Genomic DNA, 13,528 nt, shown 5'->3' with positions numbered 1-13,528 from the left:
CTCCGAGCCATGAGCACCACCCATACCGCCGACGCGCACGGGAACGGCCACGGGCACGGGTCTGACGACCACGGCCACGACCACATCCACGCGCAGCCGACCAACTTCCTCAGGCGTTATGTGTTCTCCGAGGACCACAAGGTCATCGGCATCCAGTTCCTCTTCTCCAGCCTGATCTTCTTCGTCCTCGGCGGCCTGATGGCGATGGCCATCCGCTGGCAGCTCGCCTGGCCGTGGTCGCCCATGCCCATCCTGAGCCAGACGCTCTGGGCCAACCAGGGCTACCGGATGCCGCCCGAGTTCTACAACAAGCTCTTCACCATGCACGGCACGGTGATGATCTTCTTCGTGATCGTGCCGATCCTCTCGGGGGCCTTCGGCAACTACCTGATCCCGCTGATGATCGGCGCGCGGGACATGGCCTTCCCCAAGCTGAACATGTTCTCCTACTGGGCCATGCCCTTCTCCTTCGTGGCGATCCTCAACTCGTTCGTCGTCGAGGGGGGCTCGGCCGAGGCGGGCTGGACGTCGTACCCGCCGCTCTCGTCGTTCCTCCAGTCGACGGTCGGGTCGCTCAGCGGCCAGACCTGGTGGCTGGTCGGGCTGCTCTTCGCCGGCATCTCGTCGCTGATGGGCTCGATCAACTACATCACGACCATCATCATGCTCCGCTCGCCGGGCATGCGGATGTTCCGGATGCCGATGACCGTCTGGGCCCTGTTCATCACGGCGCTCTTACAGGCCTTCGCCCTGCCGGTGCTGACCTCGGCCCTGGTCATGCAGCTGCTCGACCGGACCATCGGCACCAACTTCTTCAGCCCGGCCAACTGGGTGGTGGGCAACGGCCCCGAGAAGGTCGGCGGCGGCCAGACGATCCTCTGGCAGCACCTCTTCTGGTTCTATTCGCACCCGGCCGTCTACATCATGATCTTGCCGGCGATGGGGATGGTTTCCGACATCATCTCCACCTTCTCGCGCAAGCCCCTCTTCGGCTACAAGCCGATGGTCTTCGCCACGGCGGCCATCGCCGGGCTGGGCTTCATCGTCTGGGGCCACCACATGTTCCAGTCGGGCATGAACCCCGCGTTGGGCGCCACGTTCATGCTCTCGACGATGATGATCGCGCTCCCCTCGGCCATCAAGGTCTTCAACTGGCTGGGCACGATGTGGGGCGGGCGGGTGCAGTTCACCACCGCCATGCTCAACGCCATCGCGTTCGTGGCCATGTTCATCATCGGCGGGCTGTCGGGCATCTTCATGGCCGCCACCCCGGTCGACATGCACATCCACGACACCTACTTCATCGTGGCGCATATCCACTACGTGCTCTTCGGCGGCAGCACCTTCGGCGTCTTCGCGGCCATCTATTACTGGTACCCGAAGATGTTCGGCCGCCTGATGGACGAACGGCTGGGCAAGATCCACTTCTTGCTGTCGTTCATCTTCTTCAACGGCACGTTCTTCCTGATGCACATCGTCGGCATGCACGGCCACCCCAGGCGCATCGCCGACCCCCTGATCTACGGCTACCTGAACAACGCCGGGATCACGGGCATGAACAAGTTCATGACCTACAGCGCGTTCGCCCTGGGCCTGAGCCAGATCATCTTCGCCTGGAACTTCTTCTACAGCCTGGTCGGCGGCGAGAAGGCGGGGCCGAACCCCTGGAAGGCCAACTCGCTGGAGTGGACCACCACGTCGCCCCCTCCGTACTACAACTTCGAGACCCTGCCGACGGTCTACCACCCGGCCTACGAGTTCAGCGTGCCGGGTGCCGCCGCCGACTTCCTGCCCCAGACCGAGCCCATGCCGGCCGATGCACCCCCGCTCGACCCGGTCATGGCCTGACCCGCCCCGATCGTCCGCCGACGGCGACGGCCCCGCGACAAGCTCGGGGCCGTCGCCTTGGCCCGCTTCCCATCACGCGGCTTTGCCGCCCAGACCGCCCCAAAGGCACCCGGCAGGCGTCGATGAACCCCAGCCCGCAGGCTGACCCGATCCGGGCGGCCCGAACCACGACCGGATATCGTCGCGGCCCGAACTGGGTCGCCGCCCTCGCGGCGCTGCTCACGTTCCCGCTGCTCCTCGTCGGCGGCACCGTGACCACCTACCGCGTGGGCCTGGCCGTGCCCGACTGGCCGACGACGTTCGGCATCAATATGTTCGTTTACGACTTCTGGAACTCGGCCTGGGGAGTGTTCATCGAGCACTCCCACCGGCTCTACGGCGCCGCCGTCGGCCTGCTGACGATCGTGCTGGCCATCTACTTCCAGTGGAGCGATCAACGGCCCTGGATGAAGGCAATGGGCTGGCTGACCCTGGCGGCGGTCGTCGGCCAGGGAATCCTTGGCGGCCTCCGGGTGCGCTGGATGTCCACGACGCTGGCGGCCGTCCACGGCTGCACCGGCCAGGCTTTCTTCGCCCTGCTCGTCGCCCTCTTCGTGCTGACCGGCCGCCGCTGGATCGAGGCCGGCGCCCCCAGGCCTGACCCGTCCAGGCTCCGGATCATCACGGCGAGCCTGGTCGCCCTGGTCTATGCCCAGGTCGTCGCCGGCGCCTGGCTGAGGCACTATGGGGCTGGCCTCGTCGTCCACGCAACGCTCGCGGCACTGGTCGCCCCGGCCGCCGTCGCGGTGGCCATCCTGGTGCTTCGCAATCGGGCCGCCTGCCCGGAGCTTGCCCCTGCCTCGCGGCTCCTGATCGCGTCGGTGTCTTTGCAAGTGCTTCTGGGAATCGGCGCCTGGTGGACGCTCAGGCCTTTCGACGGCATTCAGCGGGTGGTCACCACCTATCAGGCGATGCTCAGGACCGGGCACCAATCGAACGCCGCGCTGTTGCTGGGCGTGTCGCTGGTCCTGGCCCTCCGGGCGGCCCGCCACCTGACGACGTCGAGCCTTCCCGCAATGTCCACGTCCTCCCCCTCGCGATCCGTCGCGCCCCAGGAGGCGATGGCGTGAAGACCGCAACACCCGTCGACCCGGCCGGAATCCTGGCCGATCCAGGCCTGGCGACCGGCGGCCGCGAATGGCTGGCCGCCCGGCTCCAGTCGTATACCGTGCTGACCAAGCTGCGGCTCGTGACGATGGTGCTCGTCACCGTGGCGGCCGGCTTCATGCTCGGCGCCAAAACCGTGGGTCGCGTCTCGGGCCTCCCGCTGCTGGCGGCACTTGTGGGAACCGGCATGGTCGCCGCCGGTGCCAGCGCCTGGAACCAGTACCTGGAGCGCGACCGCGACGCCTTGATGCGGCGGACCGCCAAGCGTCCCCTACCCGCCGGCAAGATCGCGCCTCTGGAGGCCGCAGCGTTGGGCACCGCGCTCGCGCTTGCCGGGCTGGCCATCCTTGTGCTTGCCACCCGCCAGCCCGCGGCCTGGCTGGCCCTGCTCACCTTCGTCCTGTATGTCTTCGCCTACACGCCGCTCAAGCCGATCACCACGCTGAACACGGCCATCGGCGCCATTCCGGGCGCTCTGCCGCCGGTCATCGGCTGGGCGGCGGCCACGGGCCGGGTGGGCATCGAGGCCTGGGCGCTCTTCTTCATCGTCTTCCTCTGGCAGTTCCCCCACTTCCTGGCGATCGCCTGGATCCATCGGGCCGACTACGCCCGGGGGGGCCACCTGATGCTGCCCAACGTCGACCCCGAGGGGAAGATCACCGGGCGACAGGCCATGGCGCACGCCCTGGCCCTGGTCCCGGCGAGCCTGCTCCCCTGCACCGTCGGCATGGCCGGCCCCTGGTATTTCGCCGGGGCCTTTGGCCTGGGCCTCTACTATCTGACGCAGGCCACCCGATTCTGGATGGACGTCAATGACGCCTCGGCCAGGCGGCTGCTCTATACGTCGTTCCTCTACCTGCCCGCGATCCTGCTGCTGTTGCTGCTGAATCCGTCGCCCGCGTGAGCCGAAGACCCGATCGAAGACGACCCCGGGCGGCCGATGCCGGCCCCGGCCGCCCGCAGCGAAGTGACCGAACGTCGCGCCCCCTCGCCGAAGCAGGCGGGCGCCCGTCTCCCTCCGAGGACTCTCCACGATGGCCACCGCCGCACTCCCGACCCTCACCGACTCGACCCCCGCGGCGGCCCACAAGGCTCACGCCGTCGCGCCGGTCACGCCCGGCAAGGTGGCCATCTGGCTGTTCCTCGCCACCGAGGTCATGTTCTTCACCGGCCTGATCGGCTCCTACATCGTCCTGCGGGCCGGCAGCCCCGAGACGTCGTACTCCACCGCCTACTCGCCCAACACGCCGGTCGACACCATGGCGACCACCGAGGGCGTCACCTTCTACAAATGGCCGGTGCCCTACCACGACCAGGTCAATCCGCTGTCGATCGACATGACGGCGACCAACACGTTCATCCTCATCTGCTCGTCGCTGACGATGGTCCTGGCCCTGGCCGCCGTGCAGCGTGGCGACCTCGCCAAGCTGAAGATCTGGCTGGCGGCCACCGTCGCCATCGGCTCGGTCTTCCTGGGCGTCCAGGTCGTCGAGTACTACCAGCTGATGTTCGGCCACCACTACCCCATCGGCGTCAGCCCGACGGGACACTTCACTCCGGATGTCAGCCTGTTCGCGTCGTGCTTCTTCACAATGACCGGCTTCCACGGGGCCCACGTCGCCGCCGGCGTGGTCTGGCTGACCTGCATCCTGATCGGCGCGATGCAGGGCCGGTTCACGCAGCGATCGCACAGCCACGTCGAGCTCGTCGGCCTCTACTGGCACTTCGTCGACCTCGTCTGGATCATCCTCTTCACCGTCGTCTACCTCGTCTGACCCGGGCCGGGCGCCCGACGTATCCCACCGGAGAACCCCTCGATGGCCCAGCTCGACGCGACGGCGCACAATCAAGAGACCGAGTCCGCCGAAGAACAAGAGTCGCACATCGGCACGTACCTGCGCGTTTTCGGTGCGCTGCTGGTCTTCACGATCCTCGAATACTTCTACGCCAAGGTCTTCGCCGACCACTTCACCCTGCTCGTCTTCGGCCTGATGACGCTCGCCACGGTGAAGGCCGGGCTCGTCGGCATCTTCTTCATGCATCTGAAGTTCGAGGGGAAGTGGGTCTACTACATGCTCGTCCCCGCCGGCTTCCTGGCGATGGTCCTGATGTGCGGCCTCTACCCGGACATGGCCATCCACTACGTCAGCGACTACTCCACGGCCGACGACGACAAGGCCGCCGTCGCGGCGCCGGTCGCCCCCGGGGTCGGTTCCAGCACCAGCCCGGGCCGAGTCGGCCACTGAACCATCGGCAGCCAAGCGACGGCCTTCGGCCCATTTGAACGGCCGGGGGCCCCGCCACATGTCAGGACATCACTCGCCGTGAATGCTCGCTCCTACCGCCTCGGCCTCTCGATCGTCGCCGGCACGATCCTCATCAGCGGACTGCTCGCCGCGACATTCACCCACAAGGCGGGCCCGCCCCCGCCCGCCTCGCGCGACCTGACCGGCCACGAGTTCGAACTCGGCCCCTTCCGCCTCACCGAGCGATCCGGACGCGTCATCACCGAGGCCGACCTCGCCCCCTCGGTCTGGATCGCCTCGTTCATCTTCACCCGTTGCCCCAACTCCTGCCCCCGCATCACGGCCACCATGAAGGGGCTGCAAGGTCAGCTCGGGGGCACCGGCGTCAAGCTCGTCAGCATCAGTGTCGACCCCGACCACGACACCCCCGACGTCCTGGCCCGCTACGCCTCATCGTTCTCGGCCGACCCCGACCTCTGGTGGTTCCTCACCGGGCCTGCCGACGACGTCTACAAACTGATCCTCAAGGGCTTCCGCCTCGGGGTCCAGGCGTCCTCCGAGGCCGACCGCAAGGAGGGGGCCGAGGCCGTCTCGCACTCCGACCGCCTGGCCTTGGTGGATGTCGGCAACAAGGTCGTCGGCACCTTCCCCGCCTCCGATGCCGAGGCCCTGCGGGACCTCGTCACGCGGGCCCGCACGCTCGATCGCCCGGAGGATGCGCGTGAAGTTGCCCCCTGGGTCCGACGCCTGCCGGCGATCAACGCGACGCTCAACGGCACCTGCGCCGTGCTCCTGGTCGTCGCCTGGCTGCTCATCCGGATTGGTCGCTGGCGCGGGCACGCCGCCTGCATGACCGCCGCCGTCGCCGTCTCGGCTGTCTTCCTGGCCTGCTACCTCGTCTACCACTACCAGGTCGGCAGCGTGAAATTCCTCGGCGTCGGCCCCGTCCGCACGGCCTACTTCACGATCCTGCTGTCTCACACGGTCCTGGCCACCTTCGGCGTCGTCCCCCTGGTCACGATGACCCTGGTCCGGGCCATCCAGCGCAAGTTCGAGCAGCACGCGCGAATCGCCGCGGTCACATTCCCCATCTGGCTTTACGTCTCGGTGACGGGCGTCATCATCTACTGGATGCTCTACCAGATGCCCGTGGCGACCGGCCTCTGAACGACCCCCGCCTCGACCTGGGATCCGCCTCGGCCTACAATGGAATCGACGCGAATCGCCCGCAGGAGAGACCCGATGCGACAGGCCCGCCGATTCCTCCCGATCCTCGCGTTCGCCCTGCTCCTGCTGCTGGTGTGGGTTGGCGACGCCTCGGCCTGCCCCAACTGCAAGGAAGCGATCGCCGCCCAGGGCAACGGAGAGAGCCTCAAGACGGGCTATTTCTGGAGCATCCTGTTCATGATCGCGATGCCCTTCGGCCTACTGGGCACCGGCACCCTGATGGTCGTCCGCGCAGTGAAACGCGGGGCTTTGCCCGAATTCTGACAGGCACGGGCCTCACTCATGGATGACCGGACGCTGGCCGCCTCCTGGATCGCCGAGGCCAGGCGCGTCGTCGTGCTGACCGGCGCGGGGGTTTCCGCCGAGAGCGGAATCCCCACGTTCCGAGGCCCCGACGGACTCTGGCGTGGCCGCGACCCGTTCGCCCTGGCCACTCCCGAGGCCTTCGCCGCCGACCCTTACCTGGTCTGGGAGTTCTACAACTGGCGGCGGTCGATCGTCGCCGGGGCGTTACCCAACCCGGCGCACCACGCCCTCGCCAGGCTCGAAGCCCGCGTCCCGGCCTTCACCTTGGTGACCCAGAACGTCGACGGCCTGCACCGCAGGGCCGGCAGCCGCAACCTGCTGGAGATCCACGGCTCCATCGAGCAGATCCGCTGCATCGACTGCCTCGAGACCGTCGACGCCGCCGGCATCGTCCTGCCCGCACTCCCCCGCTGCGACGCCTGCGATGGCCTGATGCGGCCCGCCGTCGTCTGGTTCGGCGAGTCGCTGCCGTCGGACCTCTGGGAAGCCGCCCTGGACTCCGTCAGGGAGAGCGACCTCCTCCTGGTCGTCGGCACCAGCGCCGTGGTCCATCCGGCGGCCGGCATGATTCGCAAGGCACGCGGCCGGGTCATCGAGGTGAATCTCGAACCGACGCCCGCCTCCGATGACAGCAACCTGAGCCTGTACGGCAAGGCCGGCGAGATCCTCCCGGCGCTGCTCGAATTCCCTTGAACCAGCGTCATCAACGCCAACGCCCGGCGCCCCAGGAAGGGGTGGCCGGGCGTTGGCGGATTGATTTGGCGCTTCGTTGGCTTCACGAAGCCAGGATGTCACGGATTGACGGTGCGATCGACCTCGCGGCCGACCTTCTCGACGGGGCCGGGGGGCACGACGATGTCCTTGGCGTCCTGGGCCGCATTGTCGACCTTCTCGCCCATCTTCTCGGCGGGCCCCTTCTCGCATCCCGTGAAGCAAAGCACGGTGCCGAGGAGCAGGGACGAGAGGGCGAGGGCGGAGTTGGTGCGATTGGTCATCGATCGTGTTCCTTGGGGGTTCAACCGGATCGAGCGTTCTCGTCCGGTTCGGATGTCCGACGCAGGAGAGTTGTGCAAAGCGAGTGCCAATCGAACGGTCCGATCGGCGCGTCCGTAACGACGTTCGGCCCGTAGGGTATTCGCTGGCGCACGCCGCGTCTTGCACGATTCTCCCGGAATCCGCCCCCTCCGCTCACGATCGCAGGACGATCACCACCCCCGCAAGCAGCAATGCGACGCCCACCAGTCGCATCAATCCAGCCTGATGAACCGGGAAGCCGACCAAGCCGAAATGGTCGAGGGCCACCGACGCGAGGACCTGGCCGGTCACCACCAGCGCCAGCCACGACGCCGCGCCCAGGCGGTTCGCATAGGCCGCGCCCGTGGCCACGTAGCAGGCCCCCACCATGCCGCCCATCCAGCCCCACCAGGGAACCGCCGCCATCCGCTCGCCCGTCGGCCAGCCCGGCCTGGCGATCGCCAGGTAAGTGACGAGGCCCGCCGTGCCGACCAGGAACGAGAAGAGGGCCGCGATCAGGGGGTGGCCGATCCGCACCCGCAGCTCGCTATTCATCCCCACCTGAACCGCCAGCGCCGCCCCAGAGATCAAGGCCACCGCCGAGAACAGCCAACGCATCGAGTCGACATCCTTCCTTGATCCTTGAACGTCCGTGACGCACAGACGCCCCGCCTCCTCGGGTCCGAGGAAGGCGGGGCGTCGGCAAAAAAAGGCTCGTCGATCAGCCCATCAGTGGGCGTTGCCGTGGCCCTCGTGGCCCCCCTTGAAGAGCGGGTGGGCCTTGTCGCCCTTGGCCACGATGTAGGCGATCAGGTCGAGGATCTCCTCGCGGTTCAGTGTGTCGAGCAGCCCCTTGGGCATGATCGACGTGTTGAGCCGCTTGCGTGCCACCACGTCCGACTTCTTGACGACCAGGGGGGTCGCCTTGGCCAGCGGGTTCTCGACGACCTTGAACGCGTCGGCGGTCTCCTCGACGACCAGGCCGCTGACGAGTTGGCCCGACTCGGTGTCGAAGAGGAACTGGGCATACGCGTCGTCGATCTTGGCCGAGGGCTCCAGCATGCTCTTGAGCAGGTCGGCAGGCGTCAGCTTGGCATCGAGCTTGGTCAGGTCGGGGCCGATGGGCACCCCTTCGCCGCCAAGCTGGTGGCATGACACGCAGCTCGACTTGCGGAAGACCTGCTTGGCCACCGTGAACGAACGGCCGTGCGCGACCGGGGTCACCGCCGCGGCCAGCTCCTCATAGGTCCACTCCTTGCGGGTCGTGCTCAGCTTCAGCAGCTCATCCTTCACCGCCAGGGGGTTGGCGGCCAGGTAGCCCTCGGGGTCGGCGAGGTAGTCATCCAGGTTCTCCACCACCCGCATCGCGCCGAACATCCGCCGCCAGTGGCCCGGATAGGTGCAGACGTACGGATAGACGCCGGGCGTCTCGGGCGCCTTGAAGTCGAGCTTCTGCGACTCTCCCTGCTGGATCATCCGGCTGGAGATCAGGATCTTGTCGCTGACGGGGACATATTGCCGGGCGACGGCATCGGGCTGGGTGGCCTGCGCCTCGCCCAGCTGGCCGACGGTTTCCAGCGAGCCGGGCTGCACGACGACGAAGTTGTGCGGCATGGCGTCGATGTTGGCGAAGACGATCTGCACCGGCTTGCCGGCCTGCACCGCGATGGTATCCAGGTCGTACCGCATCTGCTCGTAGACAGTGCCGATCTTGATGATCCGCACCCCCAGCGCGCCCAGCCTGGCTCGGGCGGCGCGGGCGGCGTCCTTGGGCAGCAGGCCCGTGAGCTGGTCGCCCAGTTGCAGGGCTTCCAGGGCCTGCGGCGTGGTCCTGTCGGCGGCGGGCAGGGCCGCCAGGGCGGCTGCCAGCGAGTCGAGCAGCGGGCCCGCCTCGTCCTTCGGCCAGGTCGCCTTGGGCAGACGGCCGAGCGCCAGCACGGCGGCGTCGCGGTCGACCCCGGCTCGGGCCAGCGCGGAGAGCGAACGGAAGGTCCGCTCCTCATGACCAGGGATTGACGTCAGGGCCAGCATCGCGGCCCGTCTCACCACGTCTCCGGCATTCCCCTCCAGGGTCAGGGTCGCCTTCGGCTCGGGGGCCGGCTGGCCCGCCTTCTCGAAGGCGAGCTTGCGCCCTGAGTCGAGCACCTTGAGCGTGTACCCGAGTAGCCGCCGGCCGAGTTCCCCATCCACGCGGTTGTGGATGACGATCGAGTCGATCGGCACGTCCGCGCCCAGGTCGACCTCCCACCAGGGGGAGTCAGTCCCCTCCTCGGAGTGCGTCTGGCCGTTGTCGTTGTAGGCACCGGACGTCTTGCCGTCGATCGCGCGGGCGGCCACGCCGCCGTTGGCCGTGTTCTTCTGGCTCGCCTTGCCCGATCGCGCGACGTTCCGGCCGTCGCTGATCACTTCGACCTCGGCCAGCGTCAGGGTCCGACGCGGCCCCGGAAGCTCGACCCGGACATATCGACCGACGACTCCCTTGCCGGCGTTCGTCGAGGCCAAGGGGGCGGGCAGGGCCTTCAAGAGCCCCTCGACTCGCGGGTAGAGCGACTCGCGCACCTTGGCGTCACGCACCAGGGGGATCGCGGCGAGAAACTCGCGGAGCGCGGACGCCGACTTCGTCGCCAGCGTCCAGGCCGCCTCGGCCGAGCCATCGGCGTCGACCAGCGCGGCGAAGCCGAGCTGACGCGTGTCGGGGCGGGCGGCGCCCGTCGCCAGCCCTTCAAGATCCTTGCGCACGCCAGCCAGATCGGCCTGCGGCACGTCGGTCAGCAGCCCGGCCAGCTCGGCCAGGCTGGCCGACCTGGCGTTCGGCTCCAGGCCGTCGCGGGCCTTCAATGACTCGATCAACGCATGGACGCGGCTCACTCCACGGGCCTTCGCCAGGTCGGCCAGAGCCTGCCCGCGGGTTGCCGTGTCGACCCCGCCTCTCAGCAGGATCTCGGAGGCGACGGCCACCGATCGCTTCATCTTCAGGAGGTCGTCGGTGCCCACTCCCTTCAGGAAGAACCGGGCCCCCGCCTCGCTGCTGAACTCGACCGGCCGGCCTTCGGCGAGCGCCTTGCGCCAGTAGGGCTCCAGCGTCTTGAGGGTCTCGGCGCGGACGTAATCGAGGTAATAATCCGACGGCTGCTCGGCCGAGATCAAGGCCACCTCGATCGCCTCGGGCGAGGTGAAGAAGCTCGCGGCCCGCACGGCTTCCAGCCTCACCCTCGGGTAGGCATCGGCGGCCAGGGTCTTCAGCAGGCCCAGGGCGCCCGGCACGCGGTCGCGCCAGTAGCAGAGCACGCGCGTGGCCGCGGCGCGGGCCCGGTAGTCGCGGGCCGCCAGCAGCTGCTTCAACAGGTCAACATCCACCGAGTCGTGGTTCTGCTTGACCCAGAGGGCCTCCAGCAGGTTGTGCTCGTAGTCGGGGTCGGCCTTGTCCAGGCCCGCGACCCACGGCCCGAGCGCGGCCAGCACGTCCTCGGTCTTGCGGTCGCCGATCTCCAGCTTCACCCGGTAGCGGACCCGGTCTTCGGTCTCCTTCAGCAGGTCGAACAGCTTCGGCAGCGGCTCGCCGGCGATCTTCGGGCTGATGGACAGCGGGCGTCCCTTGGCCGTCACCCGGTAGATCCGGCCGTGAATCCGGTCGCGGCCCGGGTCGCGGAGGTTGTGCTGCATGTGGCCGATGATCGGGTTCTGCCAGTCCAGGAAGTAGAGCGCCCCGTCGGGGCCCATCTCCAGGTCGGACGGGCGGAAGTTCGGGTCGCTCGACGAGACGATCGGCTCGACCTCCTCGGCGCCGAAGCCCGACTCCTCGTCGCGCATCTTGTAGTTCAAGATCCCCTGGAACCCGATCACGTTGCCGACCAGGTAGTTGCCCTGCATCTCGTCGGGGAAGTGCTTGCTGGAGACGATCTCGGTGCCCGGGCAGGGCCGCGTGCGCTGGGGGAAGAATGGCTTCATACCGGGGTGCTTGCGGGGATAGTCGACGTGCCCCGAGAAGGCCGCGGCGAAGTAGTTCACCGCGCCGGTGCCGTCGGTGATGAAGTCCTGGCCCCAGCGGTCGAACGAGTGCCCGTGGGGGTTGGCGAACCCGTAGGAGACGTAGACCTCGAACTTCTGGGTGCGGGGCTCATAGCGATAAACACCCGCATTGACGCAGCGGACGGGCGGGCCGTAGGGGGTCTCGACCTGGGTGTGGTGGAAGGTCCCCTCCTGGAAGTAGACCGACCCGCCCGGGTCGAGCCTGAAGCTGTTGGCCGCGTGGTGGGTGTCTGCCGAGTCGAGCCCGTGCAGCACGCGGGTCCGGACGTCGGCCTTGTCGTCGCCGTTCGTGTCCTTCAGCAGCATCAGGTCGGGCTGCTGGGCCACCAGCACGCCGCCGGGGACGAACTCGAAGCCGGTGGGGCAATGCAGCCCGTCGGCGAAGGTCGTCTGCTTGTCGGCCCGGCCGTCGCCGTCGGTGTCCTCAAGGATGATGATCTTGTCATTCATCGACTCCTTGGGCTTCCAGTGAGGGTACGTCGGCCAGACGGCCACCCACAGGCGGCCGGCGGGGTCGAACGACATCTGCACCGGCTTGGCCAGGTCGGGGAACTGCTTCTCCGAGGCGAACAGGTTGATGTTGAAGTCTTTGCCAACCGTCATCTTGCCGATGGCCGCGTCGCCATCCAGGAAGATGTGCTCGCCGTTGGGGCCTTCGCCCGGCTTGTTGGTCTTCACCGGGATGAACGGCGGCGTGTTCGAGTCGTCGACGGCCAGCGTCTTGCCGTTGGCCGCCGCCCAGACCGCCTTGTCGCGGTTGGCCGTCATCAGGTCGAGCACTTCCAGCTCGCGGTCCATGACGACGCGATTGGTCTGGCCGTCGGTGAACTTCAGGTCGGCCCGGCCGCCGTAGGTCGAGTAGCCGTCGACCACCCGGTAGCGGTTGAACCAGTAGTGGTTCTTCTCCAGGACCGCCGCCCTGATCGCGTCCAGCGCCTTGGCGTCGACCGCCGGGGCGGGCTCGCCGAAGAGGGCGCCGTCGATGACCTTCGCCAGTTGCCGGTTCCCCTCCTCATTGGGGTGGATCCCGTTGATCGTCAGCGGCTCGGCCGACTCGGCGAACAGCTTGAGCGACGGGTGATACAGGTCGACATACGCGACGCCGTTGGCCTTGGCCACTTCGGCCGTCGCGGCGGTCACCTTCTCCAGCAGGGCATTGTGCGCCGCGCCGTCGGGCAGCGGCCGGCCCTTGGCCCCCTCGTGCGCGATGGGCGAGAACAGGACCAGCCGCGGCGCCCCCTTCCCGGCATACGCCTGGGCGAGCGTATGCTTGACGAAGGCGTCGAGATCCTGGCGATACGTCGCCGGGTCGCCGTACGCTTCGTTCGAGCCGAAGAAGGCGAAGACCACGTCGGACTTGGTGCGGGCCAGCCACTCGTCGGGCGTGCCGAAGTCCTTCGACCGCAGTCGGATGGTCAGCTCGTCGGCCGAGAAGCCCATGTTGCGGATGACCAGCTCATCGCCGGGGAACCGGGCCTGGAGCAGCGTCTCCAGCCAGCCGTCGTGCTGCATCCGGTCGACCACGGTGTTGCCGATGAAGGCGATGTGGTCTCCCTTCTGAACCGCGAGCGCGGGGGGGGCCGCCGACGCGTGCGACCCGGCCGCGAGGGCCAGGCCGACGAGTGTCAGGCCCGATATCAGGAACGAGCCGGCGCGGCCAGGGCGCGGCCGTGTTCGACGTTGGACGTCCATAGAGGATCCTTGCGATCTCG

At 68.0% G+C, this 13,528-nt stretch carries 11 protein-coding genes; 8 read left to right on the top strand and 3 right to left on the bottom strand.

Features of this window, described 5'->3' with window-relative positions; genetic code table 11:
* Positions 1–9 precede the first annotated feature (9 nt).
* The 8 genes from EP7_RS14840 to EP7_RS14805 all read left to right on the top strand — a co-directional run bounded on the left by EP7_RS14840 (position 10) and on the right by EP7_RS14805 (position 7,466).
* Positions 10–1,848 (top strand): cytochrome c oxidase subunit I, encoded by a 1,839-nt coding sequence (locus EP7_RS14840; protein WP_463522002.1) that lies wholly within the window; start codon positions 10–12, stop codon positions 1,846–1,848.
* Positions 1,849–1,970: 122 nt separating this feature from the next.
* Entirely contained in the window at positions 1,971–2,957 is a 987-nt protein-coding gene (locus EP7_RS14835; RefSeq protein WP_463522000.1) for a COX15/CtaA family protein, read from the top strand.
* Positions 2,954–3,898 carry a heme o synthase gene (gene cyoE, locus EP7_RS14830; RefSeq protein ID WP_463521998.1) on the top strand — a complete coding sequence of 315 codons (945 nt, stop codon included), beginning with the start codon at positions 2,954–2,956 and terminating at the stop codon, positions 3,896–3,898. Before EP7_RS14835 ends, cyoE begins: the two co-directional genes overlap by 4 nt.
* A 130-nt stretch (positions 3,899–4,028) precedes the next feature.
* The gene (locus tag EP7_RS14825) at positions 4,029–4,769 is read left to right on the top strand and encodes a cytochrome c oxidase subunit 3 (protein ID WP_463521996.1); all 741 of its coding nucleotides are present in this window, start codon (positions 4,029–4,031) and stop codon (positions 4,767–4,769) included.
* 42 nt (positions 4,770–4,811) lie between these two features.
* Positions 4,812–5,240: a cytochrome C oxidase subunit IV family protein gene (locus tag EP7_RS14820; protein ID WP_463521994.1), complete on the top strand. Its 429-nt coding sequence runs from the start codon at positions 4,812–4,814 to the stop codon at positions 5,238–5,240.
* Positions 5,241–5,318: 78 nt separating this feature from the next.
* Positions 5,319–6,407 carry a DUF420 domain-containing protein gene (locus EP7_RS14815; RefSeq protein ID WP_463521992.1) on the top strand — a complete coding sequence of 363 codons (1,089 nt, stop codon included), beginning with the start codon at positions 5,319–5,321 and terminating at the stop codon, positions 6,405–6,407.
* Between the two features lie 75 nt (positions 6,408–6,482).
* On the top strand, positions 6,483–6,731 hold the full coding sequence (locus EP7_RS14810; RefSeq protein ID WP_463521990.1) for a hypothetical protein: 249 nt from the start codon (positions 6,483–6,485) through the stop codon (positions 6,729–6,731).
* Between the two features lie 18 nt (positions 6,732–6,749).
* Positions 6,750–7,466: an SIR2 family NAD-dependent protein deacylase gene (locus EP7_RS14805; RefSeq protein WP_463521988.1), complete on the top strand. Its 717-nt coding sequence runs from the start codon at positions 6,750–6,752 to the stop codon at positions 7,464–7,466.
* 98 nt (positions 7,467–7,564) lie between these two features.
* Here EP7_RS14805 and EP7_RS14800 read toward each other — a convergent pair whose 3' ends face one another.
* The 3 genes from EP7_RS14800 to EP7_RS14790 all read right to left on the bottom strand — a co-directional run bounded on the left by EP7_RS14800 (position 7,565) and on the right by EP7_RS14790 (position 13,508).
* Complete coding sequence (locus EP7_RS14800; protein WP_463521986.1) at positions 7,565–7,768, bottom strand: hypothetical protein; 204 nt, start codon at positions 7,766–7,768, stop codon at positions 7,565–7,567.
* Between the two features lie 193 nt (positions 7,769–7,961).
* On the bottom strand, positions 7,962–8,405 hold the full coding sequence (locus EP7_RS14795) for a DMT family transporter (RefSeq protein WP_463521984.1): 444 nt from the start codon (positions 8,403–8,405) through the stop codon (positions 7,962–7,964).
* Between the two features lie 111 nt (positions 8,406–8,516).
* Positions 8,517–13,508 (bottom strand): PVC-type heme-binding CxxCH protein, encoded by a 4,992-nt coding sequence (locus EP7_RS14790; protein ID WP_463521982.1) that lies wholly within the window; start codon positions 13,506–13,508, stop codon positions 8,517–8,519.
* Positions 13,509–13,528 lie beyond the last annotated feature (20 nt).

This window comes from Isosphaeraceae bacterium EP7, from assembly GCA_038400315.1.
Lineage (GTDB): Bacteria > Planctomycetota > Planctomycetia > Isosphaerales > Isosphaeraceae > EP7.
Note: the sequence above shows the minus strand (reverse complement) of the source record. Positions and strands in the feature narration are given on the sequence as shown.

What these genes read in the sequence shown, in the direction of transcription:
- EP7_RS14820 (WP_463521994.1), top strand. Translation starts at nt 4,812, where the DNA reads ATGGCCCAGCTCGACGCGACGGCGCACAATCAAGAGACCGAGTCCGCC.
- EP7_RS14800 (WP_463521986.1), bottom strand. Translation starts at nt 7,768, where the DNA reads ATGACCAATCGCACCAACTCCGCCCTCGCCCTCTCGTCCCTGCTCCTC.
- EP7_RS14810 (WP_463521990.1), top strand. Translation starts at nt 6,483, where the DNA reads ATGCGACAGGCCCGCCGATTCCTCCCGATCCTCGCGTTCGCCCTGCTC.
- EP7_RS14795 (WP_463521984.1), bottom strand. Translation starts at nt 8,405, where the DNA reads ATGCGTTGGCTGTTCTCGGCGGTGGCCTTGATCTCTGGGGCGGCGCTG.
- EP7_RS14825 (WP_463521996.1), top strand. Translation starts at nt 4,029, where the DNA reads ATGGCCACCGCCGCACTCCCGACCCTCACCGACTCGACCCCCGCGGCG.
- EP7_RS14805 (WP_463521988.1), top strand. Translation starts at nt 6,750, where the DNA reads ATGGATGACCGGACGCTGGCCGCCTCCTGGATCGCCGAGGCCAGGCGC.
- EP7_RS14840 (WP_463522002.1), top strand. Translation starts at nt 10, where the DNA reads ATGAGCACCACCCATACCGCCGACGCGCACGGGAACGGCCACGGGCAC.
- EP7_RS14835 (WP_463522000.1), top strand. Translation starts at nt 1,971, where the DNA reads ATGAACCCCAGCCCGCAGGCTGACCCGATCCGGGCGGCCCGAACCACG.
- EP7_RS14790 (WP_463521982.1), bottom strand. Translation starts at nt 13,508, where the DNA reads ATGGACGTCCAACGTCGAACACGGCCGCGCCCTGGCCGCGCCGGCTCG.